Annotated in this window: 17 protein-coding genes; 7 read left to right on the top strand and 10 right to left on the bottom strand. The window is 44.2% G+C overall.

What is annotated here, in order from left to right; translation table 11 throughout:
• Positions 1-250 precede the first annotated feature (250 nt).
• The 5 genes from FW758_RS15225 to FW758_RS15205 all read right to left on the bottom strand — a co-directional run bounded on the left by FW758_RS15225 (position 251) and on the right by FW758_RS15205 (position 5,483).
• Positions 251-994, bottom strand: coding sequence for a cupin domain-containing protein (locus FW758_RS15225; RefSeq protein WP_311989289.1), 744 nt, complete (start codon positions 992-994; stop codon positions 251-253).
• A gap of 174 nt (positions 995-1,168) precedes the next feature.
• Positions 1,169-2,284 carry a hypothetical protein gene (locus FW758_RS15220; RefSeq protein ID WP_446445820.1) on the bottom strand — a complete coding sequence of 372 codons (1,116 nt, stop codon included), beginning with the start codon at positions 2,282-2,284 and terminating at the stop codon, positions 1,169-1,171.
• Positions 2,285-2,411: 127 nt separating this feature from the next.
• A complete protein-coding gene (locus tag FW758_RS15215) occupies positions 2,412-3,548 on the bottom strand; it encodes a hypothetical protein (protein WP_259520256.1) in 1,137 nt (378 codons plus the stop codon).
• A 40-nt stretch (positions 3,549-3,588) separates the two neighbouring features.
• Complete coding sequence (locus tag FW758_RS15210) at positions 3,589-3,957, bottom strand: cytochrome c3 family protein (RefSeq protein WP_259520257.1); 369 nt, start codon at positions 3,955-3,957, stop codon at positions 3,589-3,591.
• A gap of 5 nt (positions 3,958-3,962) precedes the next feature.
• A complete protein-coding gene (locus FW758_RS15205; RefSeq protein ID WP_342899049.1) occupies positions 3,963-5,483 on the bottom strand; it encodes a flavocytochrome c in 1,521 nt (506 codons plus the stop codon).
• Between the two features lie 346 nt (positions 5,484-5,829).
• Here FW758_RS15205 and FW758_RS15200 point away from each other — a divergent pair, with 346 nt between their 5' ends.
• The 3 genes from FW758_RS15200 (at position 5,830) to FW758_RS15190 (ending at position 8,490) form a co-directional block, all read left to right on the top strand.
• Entirely contained in the window at positions 5,830-6,588 is a 759-nt protein-coding gene (locus tag FW758_RS15200; RefSeq protein WP_259520258.1) for a TetR/AcrR family transcriptional regulator, read from the top strand.
• A gap of 773 nt (positions 6,589-7,361) precedes the next feature.
• A complete protein-coding gene (gene trmY / locus FW758_RS15195; protein WP_446445819.1) occupies positions 7,362-7,958 on the top strand; it encodes a tRNA (pseudouridine(54)-N(1))-methyltransferase TrmY in 597 nt (198 codons plus the stop codon).
• A gap of 58 nt (positions 7,959-8,016) precedes the next feature.
• Positions 8,017-8,490, top strand: a complete 474-nt coding sequence (locus FW758_RS15190; RefSeq protein ID WP_107404367.1) for a zinc-ribbon domain containing protein — start codon at positions 8,017-8,019, stop codon at positions 8,488-8,490.
• 133 nt (positions 8,491-8,623) lie between these two features.
• On the opposite strand, the gene FW758_RS15185 is transcribed toward FW758_RS15190, so the two are convergent.
• On the bottom strand, positions 8,624-9,490 hold the full coding sequence (locus tag FW758_RS15185) for a LysR family transcriptional regulator (RefSeq protein ID WP_446445818.1): 867 nt from the start codon (positions 9,488-9,490) through the stop codon (positions 8,624-8,626).
• A 118-nt stretch (positions 9,491-9,608) separates the two neighbouring features.
• Between FW758_RS15185 and FW758_RS15180 the strand changes: the two genes are divergently transcribed.
• The gene (locus tag FW758_RS15180) at positions 9,609-10,715 is read left to right on the top strand and encodes an NADH:flavin oxidoreductase/NADH oxidase (RefSeq protein ID WP_446445817.1); all 1,107 of its coding nucleotides are present in this window, start codon (positions 9,609-9,611) and stop codon (positions 10,713-10,715) included.
• A gap of 302 nt (positions 10,716-11,017) precedes the next feature.
• Here the strand turns inward: FW758_RS15180 and FW758_RS15175 are convergent, their stop codons facing one another.
• Both FW758_RS15175 and FW758_RS15170 read right to left on the bottom strand, forming a co-directional pair.
• Complete coding sequence (locus FW758_RS15175; RefSeq protein ID WP_413473151.1) at positions 11,018-12,805, bottom strand: DUF3413 domain-containing protein; 1,788 nt, start codon at positions 12,803-12,805, stop codon at positions 11,018-11,020.
• Positions 12,806-12,871: 66 nt separating this feature from the next.
• A complete protein-coding gene (locus FW758_RS15170; RefSeq protein ID WP_011847036.1) occupies positions 12,872-13,090 on the bottom strand; it encodes a YejL family protein in 219 nt (72 codons plus the stop codon).
• A gap of 77 nt (positions 13,091-13,167) precedes the next feature.
• Here FW758_RS15170 and yejK point away from each other — a divergent pair, with 77 nt between their 5' ends.
• Entirely contained in the window at positions 13,168-14,196 is a 1,029-nt protein-coding gene (gene yejK / locus FW758_RS15165; RefSeq protein WP_006081997.1) for a nucleoid-associated protein YejK, read from the top strand.
• A gap of 139 nt (positions 14,197-14,335) precedes the next feature.
• Here yejK and FW758_RS15160 read toward each other — a convergent pair whose 3' ends face one another.
• Positions 14,336-15,370, bottom strand: coding sequence for a cytochrome-c peroxidase (locus tag FW758_RS15160; protein WP_446445816.1), 1,035 nt, complete (start codon positions 15,368-15,370; stop codon positions 14,336-14,338).
• A 628-nt stretch (positions 15,371-15,998) separates the two neighbouring features.
• Between FW758_RS15160 and FW758_RS15155 the strand changes: the two genes are divergently transcribed.
• Both FW758_RS15155 and FW758_RS15150 read left to right on the top strand, forming a co-directional pair.
• Positions 15,999-16,871, top strand: a complete 873-nt coding sequence (locus tag FW758_RS15155; protein ID WP_259510555.1) for a 6-carboxytetrahydropterin synthase — start codon at positions 15,999-16,001, stop codon at positions 16,869-16,871.
• 393 nt (positions 16,872-17,264) lie between these two features.
• Positions 17,265-18,128, top strand: coding sequence for a M23 family metallopeptidase (locus FW758_RS15150; RefSeq protein WP_446445815.1), 864 nt, complete (start codon positions 17,265-17,267; stop codon positions 18,126-18,128).
• 152 nt (positions 18,129-18,280) lie between these two features.
• Here the strand turns inward: FW758_RS15150 and FW758_RS15145 are convergent, their stop codons facing one another.
• Positions 18,281-18,541 carry a DUF5062 family protein gene (locus FW758_RS15145; RefSeq protein WP_006081993.1) on the bottom strand — a complete coding sequence of 87 codons (261 nt, stop codon included), beginning with the start codon at positions 18,539-18,541 and terminating at the stop codon, positions 18,281-18,283.
• Positions 18,542-18,545 lie beyond the last annotated feature (4 nt).

The raw sequence follows: 18,545 nt of genomic DNA, 5'->3' as shown, positions 1-18,545 counted from the left end.
CCATAATTTTGAACGCCATCTATGGTATTGATTCTAATTGATTATTTTCCTTGTTTTCTCAGAACCTCAAAAAATAGGTGTGCTCAGATATACCAACTTCAACAGATCGATTTGTGATCCTTCGATCTTTGCTTTATGCGCCAATGTTATATCTCCATTTTTTTACTTCGCAGGATGAGGTAGTGGCGATATAAGCGGAGCAAAGAAGGCTAAACCACCTTCTTAGGAAGGTGGTTTATTTCAATTTGGCTTATTTTTTAAAGAATGCTTCGTTTGTACCGTATGGGCCTAGGTTAAGATCACGTTTACGAATGGCATCAACACGATCAAAGGCTTCTTCAGCCACTCTCAAGTTTTTCACATCTTTGCGCCAATAGTATTTAAAACCATCAAAATGAGCATTATTCGGATACCAGTAGAACACGCCTAAACCCTCTTTGTTTAAAATTGGCGTGTTGTGGATATGAGCCCCAGGTATGTAGAAGTATTGACCTTTAGCTAGGGTTTCAAATTTATTGTTTGCTAATGTTTTACTTGTGCCATTTACGACGTAATAACACTCAGGTTGGCCATGAAAGTGCGGCTCATGATCTGACTTGCCACCATTAGTAATACCGATAACAACTGGGCTGTCAGACAATTCTTTCCAAATATAGCCAACGGGAGAGTTTTTAGGGTCGCAGTTTTTTGCTTCTAGGACATTGCCATTATCATCCAATGTTTTACAGAAACGTTGATCCGCGGCGATGCTATCGTTGGGTTTAATGGTATTAAAATCGATTTTGCCTGCTTCCCAATCAGCAATATAAGCTTCAATTTCTGGGTTTCGACATTGCTCAGGCATAGTATCTTGTGGGACATAAGGAGTACTGTCCGCTGGCACCGGGGTCATTTGTTGGTATGGAAGTTGTGCATGGTTACATTGTGGGCCTTGCGCCATAGCTGCCGTTGATGCCAATGCGGCGATTCCAAAAAGCATTTTTAATTTCATCATTATCTATCCTATTGTCTTAATTTTTAAAATGGCGGTATTGTGTTGGTATTATTGTTCTGTCACTAACAATAAAGAGATTGGTCTACCGCAAAGGTGAAATGGATCACGTCATGTTTTCAGTGGCAAACTTATTCGTGACTCTGCTCGCGAATAATCTTATCTGCGACCCCAGCATTAGAAATGGAATTGCAGACTGACTTGTGCATAGTTGGAGGCTCCCTGAGTTGCCCTGGGCTGGGATACTGTGGGCACAAGAGAAGTGATATTGTCTTGCATTTGATAACGACCTATTTCAGCGCCTAAAGTGAGTGATTGGGTTAAATTGGTGAATAAGTTAACCCCAAAATGACTGCGATCTGTTTGTTCTACTTTTGTGGATGTGTGCCCATAAAAGATACTTGAACGTGTGTGTTGGGTCCAAAAGTGCCTATAGGCGAACATGACGGATAAAGAATTTTCTAATTGCCCATCTGTGATATCTCTAGCTGCATCGGTTCCTACATAGCGCCCTAAATGACCATAGTGCAATTGAATACGAAGATCATCTTTCCCTATGGAATGTATTTTTGCCGCTATTGATGTACCACCACCCCATTGGGCTGTATCGGCGGAGTCTAAATATCTTAGTAAACCTGATATCGACACATTACCCCAGTCACCCGATTGGTTGTAACGAACGATCATGTCTGGCAGATAATCATGGTTGGTATCAATCCAAAGTGGTTCTGTTGACGTGAGTGCTGTGGCGAATTTAGTTTGTTGACTTGCTTGTTCTGGTGCTTGAGTTCCGTAGGTGTAGGGGTTTTCTAGGGCAAACTGCCAATGGGCTGTGTCATAACGTACCAGCGCTTGCCTGATCATGGCTTGACCAACTAATGGTCCGCCTAAATCGGCCGTTTCAGCAAAGGTGCTGGTATTGACTAAGGTGGACCAAGTTTGCCCAGCCGTTACGCCTTGGTAGGATATAAATGCGTGCCTTAGGCGGGGGCTGTAGGAATTGGAGATGATCGGATTCCCCTGCGCCGAGCCAACAAAGTCGATTTCAGCAAAGGCTTGAACTTCATTTGAGGTGATGGTCATATTTACGCGACTTTCTTGCGCACTGAATTGAGTACGTTTAGTGTTATCCGCGAAAGAACCTCCACCTGTCCAACTGTCTTGAAACTTCAGATTACCTTCAACATAACGTGCGTTTGCCTTAATAAATCCCCCCATTTGTAACTCTGTTCCATAGAGTGGTGAAAACGGAATAAAAAATAGGGATAAGGCGAGTAAAGTGTGTTGCTTCATGGTTGGCTAAATCACATTGAAAAATAAAAAATGCCCTAATAAATAGGGCATAAAAAGAACGGTCGATCAAAACGGCAGGAACGTCCTGATCGACTTGATTATTACAAACAAGAGTTAGAATAGAGAGTTAGAAATAATAGCCAAAGTTGATGTTAATGCGTTTATCCCAATCATTACCGACTTCCGGTAATCCAACATGGTCGTTATTGGCGGTAGAGAAGGTCATATTTTTACCCATAACAAAGTCGATCATTGTGTAGGTAGGGCCTGCAGAAATCGCCATACCAGTGACGTTTTGCATACTGTTATCGTAGCTATCATCATCAACATCTGGCGTCATTAAACCAAAGTCGTTGTAGAACTTAATGCTACCCCAATCTGTGTTCACGGTTTTGGCAATGTTGATGTTATAGGCTTGGCCCTTAGAGGCAATTTCATACTGCCAGCTCACTACTGACACGCCAATTTTATTGGAGTCGATAGCATCTGCAGCATCATATTCATATTGCATGGCTTGCATTTGTAAATTCCAGCCTTTGTAGCTGCTGTCTAAATGCAATGCTACTGCATAGCGATCGCCATTGTTGCCCGTCTCACTGTTGTAGATTTGGCCATACTGCACAGAGCCACCAAAGGTAGTCGAGCCGCCTTCGTATTCTGTTGTATAAGTTTGGCGCACGTTTAACTGGTTAGTTTCTTCATTGTGATACTCAGTGCCATTGATGGTACCGGTATACAAATCGGTCGAATAACGCTTATTCTCGGTCGCACCATATTCAGCATTTTTGTAAAAGGCTAAATCAGTATGCCAGCCATTTTTTTCGTAGGTGGCTTTAAGACCGATATCATGATCATCCTCAAAACCTAAGTAGTAAGGTAGACCAAACCACCAACTGTTAGAAATAAACTCGCGATTACCAAAGGGTACCTTGTTGATACCAAATTGCAGTTGCCAGTCTGGATCAATGTTGTAGTAACCATAACCGTACTTGATATAGTTAGTGCCTGAAGTAAAACGGTATTCTGCGGCTAAACCGAAGTTGCCTTTTTTACCATCAAATTTAATTGCGGCCATATCAAAATTAAAATCGCCGCCTTTGTCTTTTGAGGCTTTGTCATAATCTTTATAACCATAGTTAACACGCACTGCACCGCCAACGTTAATACCATCTTCTTGTTGTTCTGCAGCAAAAGCGGCTGAACTCGACATGGCCATTGCAGTTGCAACCATGGACAGCATAAACCGAGTGGATTGTTTCATCATCGTTACCTTTTATTTTAGTATTTGAATTTTAATAATTAATTTACATTTTTTTGAACCAAGTACGGTGGCATTCAGCACAAACTGGGGCCTTTTTTTCGTGTTCAGCGTGGCAGGCTAAGCAGCTTGCACCTTCGTTGTAGTGCAACGATTTGTGCGGATGAGCCTCTGGGATCGGTAGCTTTTTCTCGTCAACGGGGATACTGGTTATGTCACCGTGACACTCAACGCACGCAGCGTCGGTAGCATTTTGCTTACCTGAACCTTGGTGACAGCTTTTACAGCCTTCTTGATAGAGAGACTCATGATTTACTCGGCCTTGAGTACTGCCTTTCATTTTGACCAGCTCTCCGGCGTTTACATTGCCAGCAAATACGAATCCAATAAGGAGTGTGAGTAGTAATTTATTCATAATATTTAAGCCTGCATGTCAGATTTGATGGTTTCAGATACGATAATTCCCATCGTCAAGCACTCTAGGCATGCCGTTGAACTTAAACGTGTTCCACCATGTGTACCACCGGTCGCTTCACCAACTGCATACAGTTTCTTAATTGTCGTTAACGATTGACTGTGCATAACACGGGCACCTAAATCGGTTTTTAATCCTCCCATGCAGTAATGCACTTTTGGCCAGATCCGCGAGACGATAAAGGGCGGTTTCAGCTGTACAGCCGTATCCATCATGCGGCCAAAGAGTGGATCAACACCTTTAGGCACTTGTTGGTTGTACTCCGTAACGGTTTGTTTTAACTCATTTAGTGGGATATTAAACTGCTTAGCTAATTGCTCAAGGCTATCGACTTTCCAGGCAATTTGGTCACGCACGGCACGGGTGACACGTTCATCGCCAACATGGTCATCATGATTAAAAAACACGACAGGATAAGCGGGGGAACCATCTGCATTACGGTTTTTCATTATGGCGTCAGAGCAGGTTTTTCTGTCGGCACGTTCATTCATAAACCGTTTACCATCAAGAACATTGACGGAAATGCCCTTATGGAAACCAATCGATAGTAACGCATTTGACCAACCGAAGCCGCCTTCATCAGGCGAACCCCAGTGGCCAGTTTGAATAAAGCTCATATGTATAGGCAGTGCACCGTGTGCCATGGCTGTAAGGGTGACTTCTCCAGTCGCTCCTAGCGCATTGGTGCAATCGAGTGTCTTATCAAGCGATGGATCAACCAGCTCACGCAGTTTTAAATTTCGAGAAAAACCACCGTGGGCAAGGATAACGGCCTTGTTAGCTTTGATATAGATTGTTTTGCCAGTTTTGAGATCGGGGAAACGATAATTTTGGCGAACTTTGAGGCCGATAATTTCCTGACCATCCATGATGAAATCTTCAACATAGTGTTGCAGACGATATTCAACTCCTTCTTTTTTACCCATTTCATAAAGTTTAGTGGTGATATCGCCACCCACACCGTGTTGGGTACGAATCGCTCGTGCTTTATTATGTCCACCCACTTGCTGATTAAATCCTTCGCGAAACTTTACTCCTGCATTAATACACAGGTCATAGGCATCCAGTGCGCGATTAGCCATTTGGCGCAACATGTCAGTATTTTGCATACCGCGGCCAGAAATGATCTGATCTTTAACCAGTTCCTCTGGCGAATCATCTTGAATGCCTTGGGCTAATTGGATTGGATTTTTGGGAATGGCTAGCCAACCGCCATTAATCGCAGAGTTACCGCCAATGACTTGCATTTTTTCCAGTACAAGTACGGAACCAAGACCTTGGCGTTTAGAATTGAGTGAAGCAGATAAACCCGCGAAACCTGAACCCACGACGATAACATCGCGTGTTTCATCCCATTTTATGTTTGATGCGCACTCGTTAGCTGATGCTGCACTTGGCAGTGCGGCTGCAATACCGCCAATAGCTGCACCTGCACCCAGTTTTAAAAAGTTTCTTCTATTATGCATGTTGTTCACCCTCTACTTCAGTATGCAAGCAAGATAGAGGCTATGGGGCAGGCTAAAGGTGAACTAAGTCACGGCTTTTTTGGAGTGGCAAACTTATTCGTGAGTTATGTCTAGAATAATCTTTTTTGAAAATGAAAGTTTTTTGCAACAAAAATGTAAGTGAAGGGATTTTAATCTATGAAAAAAACTTGTTGTTGCAATGTATGCTTGAGGTAACTCACAAAGAACATAAATAAAATACTCACTTGCGTGAGCTTTATCCCGATTAGTCATCCTTACCCTATAACAGGTATAAGTTAACAACGCATAATCCACGCTTACTTAGCGTTTTATTAGGGTTTAGTGCATGAAATGTCCTTCTGACACACTATCTATTTTAAGGTGCAATCAAATACTGGATGCAGCTGAGCTGTTGATTGAGTCGCAAGGCATCGTCTCTTTTAAGTTTTCTCAACTGGCTAAAGAAGTCGGTTGTTCTACTGGCACCTTGTACAAATTTTTTGAACGAAAAGAAGACGTTTTAGTTTGTCTGTTCCTAAGAAGTGCAACCTCTAATCACTTGCCAATTTTTATTAATAAAAATCCTGAATTAACGGCTAAAGAACGAGTATTGTTGCCAATTCTATTTACCTTTGAAACGATAAAACGCAGCAAAAGCTTTGCAACGTTACGTTCTGTTTCTGTTAATACCATGGTATGGCAACTTGCCAGTGATGAAAAAGTCGAACGCTTTAAAAAGCGCATTAATGCGTTCTGGGGCTGGTTTACTGACTCGCTCAATCTAGCAGTAGAAAAAGGGGAATTAGAGGCGACACCATTACAGGTAAAGGAGTTAGTACAGGGCATCACCTTTTATTTAACCGGGGCGTTAACTCAATTTGAGAGCCAGCTTATCGCGCCAGAATACCTTTCTAATCGTCGCGAAACCTGTTACCGACATTTGGCTAAATTGATGGGGCAATATAAGTGGAAAATGCCCTTAACCCCAGAATTATATGATTCTTTAGAGGCCAGAACGATTAAGTTCTTCGACCAACATTATCGTGATCATATGAGTTGTGCTGCATGTAGTGCGCTGTCTTGTACAAATGGTGTTGAGGGTTAACGGTGATTGAAATCAACAAAGCTCTGTTTCAGTAGATTTTATACTTGTGCCCAAATTCAATTCAGAAGTAATGGCTGCTTTTACGAATAATTTATCAAACTAGTGTGTTGCGGCTCTTCATAGCAATCTAGTTTTTGATCAAACTTTATTATGCTTCTAGATAAAGTCGGAGCGACGTTGGCCTGAATAAAGTCATCAGGCTAGGTATGCCTGCAAATAATTCGTTCGCTGTTCATATTTTCAGCATGAAATATTCGTTTAAAAAAATAGATTAGATTTGCTTGTGCTAAAAATAGTGCAAATTGTACGGTCAAATACAGTGTAAGCTATTGAATACACAGGCTGCACATTTCGCATTTGCATGTAAATGCACATAAATTATTAGGGTAATTAAAACGTGCAAAATCACATGATTTATGTTTAAATTTAGTAGGTTATGATTAAACGGTTCACTGTCATGGGGTGTCAGGGGTCGGAGGTTCGAATCCTCTCATACCGACCAAATTAAATGCTTAATTGTTAGTCTGTTTTAATTATTAAGATAAGTGACAGTTAAGTAAAAACAAAACCCCGTGGTAGCATTGCTATACGGGGTTTTGTTTTTTTATATCTTTTTTGTGGTCATGAGGACTAACGCTAATCGTTTAAGCTCCAGTAGTCGACTTCATTGGAACAGTAAAGACAAAAATTCTTAACGTGAAATGACACGTTTCACATCGATATTTGCATTCGCCATTTAGCATTTAAGACATTATTGAGTAGGACATTTACCTATGCGCGCGTTTGTTTTACGAGCAAGATCAGCACCTACTGACAGTCAGTTGTTTTTGGCTTCTGTCGGCCATGAGGCGCACACCGAGATTTTGGCTCATACCCTAATGAACACTATCTTTGTGGCTCAGTCCCATCGAAACGATGTTGTCGTTTATCTAGTGTTAGAAAGTACCCATGATTTTTCCCGCACTATTTGCTTTGATACCCGAAATATTTGCCATATTGGCGGTTTTCACGAACAAGCTTTGCTGACGAAAATTGCCAAGGCCTTAGATATTTCTCGGGGCATGACGAAAGAGCAAACTCGCGTTGTGGATGAGGGCATTACTGTGAGCACCATCAGTTTTGAAAAGCTGGTGCAGGACCTCGCGGTGGATTATCAATTGTTTATGATGGATAAGAAGGGCACGTCTATCCGTGAGCAGGAGTTTGTGGGTAATCCGTGTTTTTTGCTGACCGATCATATTCCTATGCCGAAGAAAAGTTTTAATACCTTGAAACGACTTGGTGCGCAAAAGATCAGCCTTGGGCCAAAGATGTTGTTTGCTTCCCAGTGCGTGGTGTTGATCCATAATGAATTGGATATCAATCAGTAGCTTCGCCGCGCGTGCTGGCGGCATTAGCGATTATTGAAACTTTGAGTATTACTTCAAAATGAAGAATTATGTACCTCATCCAAGATATGGATCTCAACCAATTACCTCTGGTCACGTTTATTCTAAAGACGAAATTGAAAGTGCCCACTGGCGCTATGCTAGCTTGAAATATTTTCCTGAAACTGCAATACCTGCTGAACCAGAAAAACAGAATTATGCAGACTATTTTCGAAAACTGTACGTTGATATTGAAGAGACTTGTAAAGGTTGCCAAAGAGAGTTTATATTTTTTGCGCTTGAACAAAAATACTGGTTTGAAGAACTAAAATTTTGGGTTGATTCTCACTGTATCAAGTGCGTCAATTGCCGAAAAAGAGACTTTGAAATAAAGCAAATGCAAGTTGAATATTCAAACCTTATATCCAAAGTGGATAGAACAGCAGAGGAAACGCAGATAGTAAAAGCTATCGGGCAAGAGCTTTTTGAGCTGGGCTACATTAAAAATATAAATAAATTAAAGAAAATCAGCTAACAAACGCCAGCACAATGCGCCTTCGGCGTTTGACTCATCACATAGATACCTACGGTGCAACGTGCAGGATGACTTTATTCCTCTGCCAGAATAAGGGCTTGCTGTCTTTAATGAAGACAGCAATGAATCGGTTTTATATCTTCCCCTTTAAAAACGCGATTGCTTTTTGGGCTCTGCGTGACAAGGGCCATTCCGCGCGGTGGATAAGCCAAATGGTGTCTACAACTTGGCTGCCACATTCCACAACATAGATATCTTGTTGTCGTTCAAAGGCTTTGCGGGCGTATTGCGGTATAACTGTAAATCCTAGTCCTTTCGCGACAGGCTCAAGGATCAGGCTGATTTGGTTGGTAAATCCTTTACATGGAATGTCTTGAATACCGGGATTACTTGGATATTTTCGGCTAAGTAACCGAGTTGCCATGGCCTCGCCATCGGGATGGGAGATAAACCCTAGCCGTTGTAAATCAACCCATTCATTTTGTTTGTGGCACGCAGGTACGACGAGCTCAAGCGGCTCTTCGGTGAAATGCGTGCTGTGAATGCGAGGATTGGAAGGTTTTAAGGTCACCATGCCGATTTCATGTTCATTGGCTAATACCGAGGCGACTATTTCACTGTCAGGGGCAAAACGGTGGCGAATGTTTAACGCCGGAAAGGCTTGTTGTAGTTCGATTAATAACGGAAAGAGCGTTAAGCCAATGCTCCCCGGAGTGATAAGGCTAATATCGCCGACCTCAGCATCATCATGGACTAGTTTCTGCTGTAGGCGTTTTTGCGCGCATTCGACGTCTTTAACGTAGGTCAGCAGGTTTTCGCCAATCGGAGTGATTTCAAGTTGACGGGGACGGCGTAAAAACAGTGTGCCGTATTCTTCTTCTAAGCGACTGATATGTTGGCTTACTGCCGCTTGGGTGATACCAATGGCTTCGGCGGTTCGGGTGAAGTTACCTTTCTCGACCAGAACAGCAAAGGTGTGTAACCACTGTGGATTTATCATAAGCAAACTTTATCAACTCTATAATCTGTACATGCTTTTAATTATGACACGATAAGGCTAGTCTGTCGTCATTCAGTATTCCATTCCTTTTTGATTCTATTTGACACAGGAAACACCTATGGCCGATCTATTTTCATCCTTCAAACTTAAAGATATTACCCTCAGAAATCGTATTGCCGTTGCGCCCATGTGCCAATATCAAGCCACGGACGGACTCATCAACGACTGGCATCAGGTGCATTACACTAGCCTTGCCCGTGGCGGAGCGGGTCTTGTCGTGGTTGAAGCCACTGCGGTTTCTCCTGAAGGACGTATTACCCCAAAATGCCTTGGGCTATGGAATGACGAACAAGCCCAAGGTCTCACAAAGGTGGCTAGCGCTATTAAAAATGCCGGCGCTGTCGCTGGTATTCAGATTGGTCATGCGGGCCGTAAAGCGAGTGCCAATATCCCGTGGGAAGGCGATGATCATATTCCCAATGGTGAAGGACAAGGCTGGCAACCGATTGCACCGTCTGCTGTTGCCTTTGGCGCAAACTTACCTAAAGTGCCTACCGCCATGACGATTGAGGACATTGAGCGCGTTAAAGCAGACTTTGTGGCTGCGGCAAAACGGGCCTTAGCCGCAGGATTTGAATGGTTGGAGCTGCATTTCGCACACGGCTATTTAGCCCAAAGTTTCTTTTCAACCTATGCCAATGAACGCACCGACCAATATGGTGGCAGTGCCGAAGGGCGTGGACGCTTTTTGCTCGAAACGGTTGCGGCAGTAAGAGACGTTTGGCCACAACATTTACCCTTAACGGCGCGATTGGGTGTGATTGAATTCGACCATAAAGATGAAAAAACGCTAACTGAATCAATCGCATTGGTGAAGCAATTTAAACAAGCTGGGCTCGATATGCTAAACGTCAGCATTTGTTTCTCAACACCGACGGCAAATATTCCATGGAGCCCGGCATTCTTAGCGCCTATTGCTGCGCGGGTTCGACAAGAAGTGGGTTTCCCTGTTGCGACGTCGTGGGGCATGGATAATCCACACCATGCCAATGCTGCTATTGAAGATGAACAAATGGATTTAGTGATGATAGGTAAAGCCTTTTTAGCGAATCCACATTGGCCATATCAAGCGGCACAAACCTTAAAGATAGCGCGCCCATCTTGGGTATTACCTGCATCTTACGCCCATTGGTTAGAGCGTTACTCCACGGTTAAAGCCGATTGATTACGAATAGACTTGATCGTGAGTGAGTTCATTGCGAGCTAATTTTATGGTTGATTGGTTTGATTGTGACTTAGTTTTATTGTGGATTGGCGTAAGTTAAGTTCTTAATATTTAGCCCTAGTCTAAAACGCCGTTATCTCTGGATAGCGGCTTTTTGTTTTGGAGATACGCAAACTCAGGTGGAAGGGGAATCGGTTAATCATCTTGTGATGAACTCTGATTTCTAAGCATTTCTTCTGTCGCTAGGGGAATAAAAAAAGCCCCAATCCGCAGGGAGTGGGGCTTCAAGCAGAGGATGAAGATTAGTGATTATAGAAACGTCGACCTTCGCGCATTACTTCAATCAACTCAGGCGCACTCATTTTCTTATTGAGCCTATGTTCATAGTTTTCATCGTAAATACGGTATTTGCCGTGGCGGTCAATCACTGTCACTTCCGCTTCTTGGTAGATAGCGAAGATGCGGCTATCACCAATATAGATCCACGTTTCTTTACTCGGTTGCAATAAGCTGCGGCCAGCGCTGTAATCTGTGGTGTTATTGGTGCAGCCGAGCACGTGGGTCATCAAAGTCGGCGCTATGCCGTAATGGCTGGTGCGGTATTTGACCTTAGACGCGCCCGTATTAGGCCAGTGGATCACTAAGGGCACTTTGACACTCTGTGGTGACAGGTTGCGATTCGCTTCGTCACTGTTACTGGTGAACATCTTGCCATTCACCCCAGTGATAATCACTAAGGTGTCGTTGGGCACATTGGCCAGCATTGCCTTAAGCTGTTGATCGACAAAATACAGTGATTGGCGATATTGATTAAACAGCACCTTTTGCGCAGGCATAAGGTCGGGATTGGCTTTTACTGTTTCAATGCCAAGGAAACCCACAGGAGTATCGAAATTTTCCGGCGCTTTTAAATTAACGAGCGCAAACCAAGGTTTATTTTGGATGCTGTGCCACTCGTTAAAACTGGCCACTGTGTGCAAGTCGGCATCGGCGCTGCCATTGGTTTCTTTAGCTATCACAGGATTGAAGTCATTAAACATTGCCTGTGAAGAACGCAAATTAAGATTGGTTTCTGGGAGGAAAAGCCCCAGTTCATAACCGGCTTGCTGGAAGCTTCTGGTCATTAGCGGACTGGTGCTATTAAAAATTCGCGCATCGCCATAACTGCCTTGCAGGCCGTAGAGTAGCGAAAACATGCCGGTTCTAAATTGGTTGCCGCCGCTGAAATGCTGGGTAAAAGACTGATTACTTTCAGTGTATTGCTGCAAGAATGGCATGCTTTTACCATCAACCATATCCGCACGCAAACTATCGATGGTGATCATCAATACATTGATTTTAGTGTCAGCTTGGCAGGTCAGTGGCTGCTCGGGATAATTGAGTACACTGGTATTGTGATTGACATCGTCACCTTGTGACGAGCCATCAATACCGTGACTTTCCATAAAGGAGCGCGCAGTCGCAGGGTATGATAAAGGATAAGTATCATCGAAACGGGTAATTTCAGTGATATCGGCGGCATCGGCCCAAATGTGGATCAAGTGGCTACTGACAAAACAGATACCCACTAAGGTTATGACTTTATTGCCTAAATTCAGCTTTTGGATCTTCTCTATTCGCTTCCACAAAAAGTTCGCTGCCGTAAGCTCAATAGCAATAATGGCGAGTGGCGTGACGATATAGGAAGTACCGTGGAGCAGGGCATTGAGATCCGCCCAGGCCAAATCGAAGGCGAAGGGGCTCAAGTGCATGCCGTAATCGGCGTAAACAATAGTATCGTACAATAAGATACAGAGACTTAGGGTCGCAATCACCGCCGCGACGCCTCTTAATATCTTCGAATAAGGCAATATCAAGGTCAGTGGGAACAGACAGATCAAATAGGCGATAAAGGCGAGAAAGCTAAACTGACCAATAGTGCTGACGCTTAGATAAACCCAGCCATACCAAGTTTCTGGATAACCCACGCTGCCAAGATATCGGCTGCCGACTATCATGGCTAATAGGCCATTGAAGAAGGCGAACCAATGTCCCCAGTTGATGAGCCGGGAAACCCGATCGCGGCTCATTTGCTTTTTTCGCTCGACCATAGTGATCCGCTTATTCCTAAAAGACCTTGTATCTTATATTCTTTTGACGATTATTACCCAGTTAACTTACTGGGATTTAACCGATTGTGCGAGTGCTTTTGCAAATTGTTCGGCCACGGCTTGGCGCGATTCGCTTGGCACTTTACGTTCTAGCAGGTTTGTCACGCAGTTACCCAATGCCATCAGGCTCAGGTCAGTCGGTGCTTTATGCTTTTCTAACACAGCCAATATTTCGGCGATTAATGATTCAACTTGGGTGTTTGAGTATTTCGATTGGATTGCCATAATCAAAAAATGTTTCACTTTGGAATGGATTAGCGGCATATAATAGCGGATTTATCCCAGTATCACTATCAGGGCTTATGAGTATTAACATCGAACACGCAATTATTCACGAGATTTCTCAGGACAGTCAGGGGCAATTACGCTGCCGTTTGCGTCCTCAACCTCTGCTGAACGGTCAGGCGGTCGAGGTGATGCTCGACGAGTTACACCAGACTTATACGGGAAAGGCCGGTAAAGGTTTTGGCTATTTTGGTATCCATGGCGACGACGGTGAGGCCAATCCTGCTTTTGCCAATGCGCTAACTCAATACCGTGGCGGCGATTTAGGATTTGTGGAATTTTCTGGCCAAGCCAGTAAATTACTGCAAGAAGAATTGTCGAAATACGATTTCAGCCAAGGCGGTTTTTTGCTGATGTCTTGCTACACCAGCATCACCAGCGATTATCTGTTTGTCGCCTTATTAAGTGCTAAGTCATCGATGACTGTGCTAGACGATATGGAGCTGTCGCAAAATAACCATTTGGATTTAAATAACATCCAACTCGCGGCGCGTATCGATTTAACTGAGTGGCAAGCCGATAAGGATTCTCGTAAGTACATCTCCTTTATCCGTGGCCGTGCGGGACGTAAAGTCGCCGACTTTTTCCTCGACTTTATGGGCTGCGTAGAAGGCGTCAACACTAAGGCGCAAAACAAAACCTTAATGAATGCGGTTGAAGATTTTGTTGCCAGTAGTGAGTTGACGAAAGACGAGCGTCAGCAGTGCCGTAATAAAGTGTTTGAATACTGTAGTGAGCGTTTCGATGAAGGCGCTGACATTGAGATCAAAGACTTGGCCGATGAGTTAGCCGATCAAGGTATGGACTCCTTCTATGATTTTGCCCGTGGCGGCAGTTATGATCTTGATGAAGAGTTTCCGGCCGACAAATCAACCCTGCGCCAATTGAAGAAGTTTTCTGGTACGGGCGGCGGCGTAACCTTAAGTTTTGATGGCGGCCACTTAGGCCAACGGGTGATTTACGATCCTATCTCGGACACTATTTTAATCAAAGGTGTACCCGCAAACTTAAAAGATCAGCTCGACCGTCGTCTTAAAGGCGAATAAACCGCTATAAACCTGTTGGTTTAATCAAGGTAACGAACGTGAAAAGGCCGAGAGTGTTTACTCTCGGCCTTTTTGTTGGGTCTGTTCCGTCCTAAATAGCGTTGTCGATTTAGTGACTATTACTACTTAGTGACTGTTACTACTTTAATAGCTCACTGCTAACTGGCTTGCTACTCATTGGATCATGGCTAAAAGGTACTGGGCGCGGTGTGTTCTTGTTGGATGGCGGTAAAATTGGCAAGGTGATCTGAGGTTGATCTCCCGTCAACGAGACGAGAAAGGCGACCATTTCTAGATTTTCTTTGTCCGACAGTTTTTGGCCTAATTGAATATCGGCCATAGTGTTCACCGCTTCTTCTAAGGTCCAGACACTGCCGTCGTGGAAGTAGGGATAGGTGAGTTCAATATTGCGCAGTGTCGGCACTTTAAAGACAAACTTATCGGCTTCTTTCCCTGTGACGGCGATACGGCCTTCGGCGGGATTATTGGTGTGGAAAGGTTTAATCAATCCCATCTTCATATACATAGTGCCACCGACGGCCGGGCCGTTATGGCAACTCACGCAACCTTTATCCTTGAAGAGTTGGTAACCCGCTTTGGCATTCACACTGATCGCATCTTGCTTACCCAATAAATATTGATCGAACGGACTATTTGGCGTGACTAAGGTTTTTTCAAAGGTGGCAATTGCATCGGTTAAACGGTCAATTGTGACTTTGTCATCGCCATAGACCTTGGCGAAGTGCGCTCTGTAGGCTGGCATAGAGGCGATAGTTTCAGTTGCGAGTTCATGGGTAAAGCCCATCTCTTTCGGGTTGGCGATAGGGCCCGCGGCTTGCTCTTTCAAATCACTGGCACGACCATCCCAAAATTGAGCCAGCATAAAGTCGGCATTTAGCACTGTGGGGGAGTTAATTGGGCCTTCCTGCCAATGGTGACCAATGGATGTGGGTAGAGCATCGACACCACCAGTGGATAAATTATGGCAAGAGTTACAGGAGATGTAGCCCGATTTGGATAGCCTTGGTTCGAAGAACAGCATTTTACCGAGTTCAACTTTCTCCGGTTCGGTGACTTTCACCGCTTTTATCACTTCGATGGGTTCAGCACTGATGGCATGGGCACTGGCGAAAATACCCGCAATGAAAATAGCAATAGATGTGAGTTTGGTCATCTTGTTTTCCCTGTATAACCTTAATTAAATTGTGGTTTACAAAGGGATGGTAGAGGTTAATGTTAATAATTGATAACACCTTGTTTCGATTGGGTCTATCGCTGTTGCGGATTAAGCTTTTGCGATCTCATTCGCTGTTTTGACTGTGTTATTTTGCTAGGTTGAATCCTGTTTCGGTTAGGGTTTTATCTGTTAATCGGCAAGGTCGATGCATAGTGACTTTTTTGTCTATCAATATCTGATGATTACCCTGTTTTCTCGATTAATATCTCGCACGATTAAGATAGTGGTGAACCCAAACAAGTAAAATCGTGGACGCGGGTGAGTTAAGGCGTGGGATATTGGCACCGTTAGCGTTGAAAATGGCGGACTCATTTTTGGGCAAATGCACTTTTTGTTAGAGTTAATGCAATACTTGGCTTGAGTACCTGATACAAAAATAGAGACTCAACCTAATACAAATTTGCGGCAGAGCTGATTCATTTGTCGCGACAAGCGGCGGAATTGATTAGAATCTCCATTCATGTTGAGTTTACTCGTTTTGGGTACTCAAGTTAGCACGCTCGGCCATCGCTAAGTGGTGCTTTCAAATTAAGTAGGTGGACTGTTTTTCTGCCGAGGAGCGTTAATGCAACTGTTTGTCAAAGATTTAACTGTGATCGATTTTTCCTATTTGTGCCCAAAGCGCGGCATGGTGGGAGAGAGTTGGATTGTCGATGTTCTGCTTGAGGGCGGATTAGACGAGCAAAACATGGTGCTCGATTTTGCTAAGGTGAAACGCACTATCAAGCACACCATAGATGCGGTGGCCGATCATCGTTTACTCGTACCTACAGCGTGCAGCAGTGTGCGTTGGCAGCAACAGGGCGATAGAGTGTGGATGGATTTTGATAGCCAGTTAGGTGAAATCCATTTGGCCTGTCCTTCCCAAGCCTTTGCCTTAGTACCGACCGAACAAATTGATATTCCAAGCGTGAATGCTTTTTTACAGAAAGCGTTACGCGAAGCCTTACCTAAGAATGTCGAAGGGATCACGCTCACCTTGAGACATGAAATCCTCGATACGCCTTATTATCATTACAGCCATGGTTTACGTAAACATGATGGTAATTGCCAGCGTATTGCCCATGGACATCGTAGCCCAATTCATGTGTTTGAAAATGGCAGCCCAGCACCAAAGTGGGATGAGTATTGGGCCAAGCGCTGGCACGATATTTATTTAGGCAGTGAAGAGGATTTGGTTTCTGTTGACACCCTCAATCTATCGTCTCAGACGCGGATCACCGATGACAGTCATTATGGTTTCCATTACCAAGCGCCCCAAGGGGATTTCCAATTGGCGATGCCAAAGGAAGGCTGTGATTTAATTCCCCACGACACGACGGTTGAGTTGTTAGCCGACTATATTGCAACGACACTCGTCGCTAAAGTGCCTGGAAGTCAGTTTAAAGTGGTGGCATTTGAAGGTGTGGGTAAAGGCGCGATTGTGTCTAAGGGATAAGCTTGAGTAATGGCGTCGAGTAGACTTAAATGACTTGCTCAATGAGCCTCGGCAGATTGTCGGGGCTTTTTTGTGTCTTTATAAGCTTAGATAAAGCGCGATTGCTATTGTATGCAATACATCATTAGCTATTTACGCCGCTGTAGATCGATTTTTATGGCGGGTTAGGTTAACGTGACGCATGGGTTTAATCGGTCAGAGTTTAGTGATTCAGTGTTAGCGATGAGTCAGTGATGTGCTGGTGATGCGTTAGTGTCGTGCAGAACGCATTCAATGGGCCTTGGACCAAGTTGACCATCGATAAGGATTTTTGTGAAGATGTCTAAGAGTAGAATATTAGAAACTCAGATTTTGGAAACTACTGTTTTGAGAAACGTTTTGGGAAGAAATAAGATGTTGGGAAATCGTTTAACGGCATGGTTAACCTTGGGCTTAGTGCTTATGGCGCCTCATGTACAAGCAGCGGTGAGTTTGCAAGGCAAGCTAGAGCAAGGCGCATTAATGCGTGGTCAAGCGCCAGCGGGCACTCAGATTAGCTTAAATGGTGAAGCTATCAAGGTAACGCCTGACGGTCATTTCGCCTTTGGTTTTGATCGCGATGGCGAACTGAGCCAGCAATTAACCTTAGTTTATCCCGATGGTTTGACTGAGGTTAAGCCTTTAACGTTAACCAAGCGTGAGTACAACATTCAAAGTGTGAAGGGCATTAGCTCGAAGATTATGAAGCCCGATCCCGTCGCGCAGGAAAGAGCGGCGAAAGACACGGCGCAGGTCAAAGCGGCACGGGCAACATTTAGCGAGCAAACGGCCTTTTTACAAGAGTTTATTTGGCCTCTGACGGGGCGTATTTCAGGGGGTTATGGAAGCCAACGTATTTATAACGACGTACCCGGTAATCCACACTTTGGTGTGGATGTGGCGGCGAAAACGGGCACTGTAGTGGTGGCGCCCGCCGATGGTGTGATAAGTCTGTCTGTGCCAGACATGTTTTATTCGGGTGGGACTATGGTGATCGATCATGGTTACGGCGTGAGTTCAAGCTTTTTGCACTTGAGTAAGCTGTACGTCAACGCGGGTGAAGTGGTTAAGCAAGGTCAAGCCGTGGCTGAGGTGGGCGCAACAGGCCGTGCTAATGGCCCGCACTTAGATTGGCGAGTGAACTGGTATCAAATGCGCCTCGATCCCACGACCATAGTACCACCCATGGCAACTGTGCTGGCGAATGAGAAAGCTAACAAAGCGGCTAAAAAGGGCTAGATTCGATATACAGTTCAGGCTCACTAACATGGCGCAATGATGCGCCATTTTTTATGATTCTTATCGTTAGCACTCAGTGAGTTGGATTGTTCTAGACTCGTTTCAACTGTCCGCTTGCATATGATCGGTTTCAACCGCTTAGCTTAAAAAGATTACTTCAACAATGGATGATCGGCGGGTAGCTGGCGGGTGATCCACAAAATCAGTTTGTGTTTCATGTTTGGCCCATCTTCTTTATCTTTGGCCAGTGGCTGGATTAAGTTGTCTGTGACCAATAAACGGTAAATACATTCCACTTTGTCTTTGGGCGAGATGCCCTTGTCGAAGTCCGCATATCCGCGTTTTTTGGCATAGCCTACGCCGATTTCCATGGCGAACTTCAATATTTGCGCTTCGTTCTTGTGTGGCTTCATTGGC

Source organism: Shewanella sp. 1180_01 (assembly GCF_052850535.1).
This window is presented reverse-complemented; position numbering and strand designations above follow the sequence as displayed.

Excerpts from the sequence above, each read along its gene's own strand:
- FW758_RS15225 (WP_311989289.1), bottom strand. The coding sequence starts at position 994 with ATGATGAAATTAAAAATGCTTTTTGGAATCGCCGCATTGGCATCAACG.
- FW758_RS15220 (WP_446445820.1), bottom strand. The coding sequence starts at position 2,284 with ATGAAGCAACACACTTTACTCGCCTTATCCCTATTTTTTATTCCGTTT.
- FW758_RS15215 (WP_259520256.1), bottom strand. The coding sequence starts at position 3,548 with ATGATGAAACAATCCACTCGGTTTATGCTGTCCATGGTTGCAACTGCA.
- FW758_RS15210 (WP_259520257.1), bottom strand. The coding sequence starts at position 3,957 with ATGAATAAATTACTACTCACACTCCTTATTGGATTCGTATTTGCTGGC.
- FW758_RS15205 (WP_342899049.1), bottom strand. The coding sequence starts at position 5,483 with ATGCATAATAGAAGAAACTTTTTAAAACTGGGTGCAGGTGCAGCTATT.
- FW758_RS15200 (WP_259520258.1), top strand. The coding sequence starts at position 5,830 with ATGAAATGTCCTTCTGACACACTATCTATTTTAAGGTGCAATCAAATA.
- trmY (WP_446445819.1), top strand. The coding sequence starts at position 7,362 with ATGCGCGCGTTTGTTTTACGAGCAAGATCAGCACCTACTGACAGTCAG.
- FW758_RS15190 (WP_107404367.1), top strand. The coding sequence starts at position 8,017 with ATGAAGAATTATGTACCTCATCCAAGATATGGATCTCAACCAATTACC.
- FW758_RS15185 (WP_446445818.1), bottom strand. The coding sequence starts at position 9,490 with ATGATAAATCCACAGTGGTTACACACCTTTGCTGTTCTGGTCGAGAAA.
- FW758_RS15180 (WP_446445817.1), top strand. The coding sequence starts at position 9,609 with ATGGCCGATCTATTTTCATCCTTCAAACTTAAAGATATTACCCTCAGA.
- FW758_RS15175 (WP_413473151.1), bottom strand. The coding sequence starts at position 12,805 with ATGGTCGAGCGAAAAAAGCAAATGAGCCGCGATCGGGTTTCCCGGCTC.
- FW758_RS15170 (WP_011847036.1), bottom strand. The coding sequence starts at position 13,090 with ATGGCAATCCAATCGAAATACTCAAACACCCAAGTTGAATCATTAATC.
- yejK (WP_006081997.1), top strand. The coding sequence starts at position 13,168 with ATGAGTATTAACATCGAACACGCAATTATTCACGAGATTTCTCAGGAC.
- FW758_RS15160 (WP_446445816.1), bottom strand. The coding sequence starts at position 15,370 with ATGACCAAACTCACATCTATTGCTATTTTCATTGCGGGTATTTTCGCC.
- FW758_RS15155 (WP_259510555.1), top strand. The coding sequence starts at position 15,999 with ATGCAACTGTTTGTCAAAGATTTAACTGTGATCGATTTTTCCTATTTG.
- FW758_RS15150 (WP_446445815.1), top strand. The coding sequence starts at position 17,265 with ATGTTGGGAAATCGTTTAACGGCATGGTTAACCTTGGGCTTAGTGCTT.
- FW758_RS15145 (WP_006081993.1), bottom strand. The coding sequence starts at position 18,541 with ATGAAGCCACACAAGAACGAAGCGCAAATATTGAAGTTCGCCATGGAA.